This is a genomic window from Pseudoalteromonas sp. 5Ae-yellow (genome assembly GCF_014077565.1).
Lineage (GTDB): Bacteria > Pseudomonadota > Gammaproteobacteria > Enterobacterales > Alteromonadaceae > Pseudoalteromonas.
Genome location: NZ_JACGWD010000160.1, coordinates 1 through 868, shown reverse-complemented (window position 1 = coordinate 868; position 868 = coordinate 1). Strand labels below are relative to the sequence as shown.

The 868-nt window shown below is 41.1% G+C and carries 1 protein-coding gene; it reads left to right on the top strand.

The genetic code is table 11. The features are described 5' to 3' along the window. Positions 1-845, top strand: an 845-nt coding sequence (locus H4J63_RS19780; protein WP_259365860.1) for a reverse transcriptase domain-containing protein, incomplete at its 5' end; no start/stop codon positions are given. Between the last annotated feature and the right edge of the window lie 23 nt (positions 846-868).

The following is an 868-nucleotide window of genomic DNA, read 5'->3' as shown; positions in this document are numbered from 1 at the left end:
TGTCGAAGTGTTTTGACCTGCTTGATCATGCTTTGATAATTAGCAGTGTTAGACGCAAAGTGACGGACAGTAGTATTTTAAAGCTGATTAATCAGTTCTTAAAAAGCGGGGTAATGATAGGCGAACACTGGGAGGCTAGTACGATAGGAAGCCCACAAGGTGGCGTAATTAGCCCGTTATTGGCGAATATCTACCTAGATGCTTTCGATCAAGAAATGAAAAAGCGTAATCACCGAATAGTGAGGTATGCAGATGATATCTTGATTTTGTGCAGCACAGAAAAAGCAGCGCAAGAAGCACTTAAGGCATCCACCCAAATACTAGAGCGAGACTTGAAATTAACCGTGAACCAAAAGAAAACCCATATTGCTCATAGCAGCAAAGGTGTGAAGTTTTTGGGAGTAGAGATAGGTAGCCAGTGGACACGGATACAAGCATCAAAACTCATCGTGTTTAAACAAAAAGTGAAGCAATTAACAAAACGTAACGGCGGCATAAATTTAGCAGAAGTAATAAAGCGGCTAAATCCAGTTGTGCGCGGTTTTGTAAATTATTTTAGTATAGCCAATTGTAAGCGAGAGCTAAAAGCCTTGGCAGGTTGGATCAGACGAAGACTAAGGGCAATACAGCTGAGGTTGTGGAAGAAGCCATCAAGGCTACATCGACGACTAAAGCAGTTAGGGAAAAAGCCACCGTTTAAGTTCATAAAGATGAACTCGTGGCGTAACTCACTAAGCCCTTTATCTTGTGTATCGATGCCAAACCAATGGTTTGAGGAGCTTGGTTTATATCCAATAGAAAAAGTGAATACGGGATGGCTTGCTTTATCAGCGTTTAGGAAATAAGTTGATAAAATGTGAAGGGTACA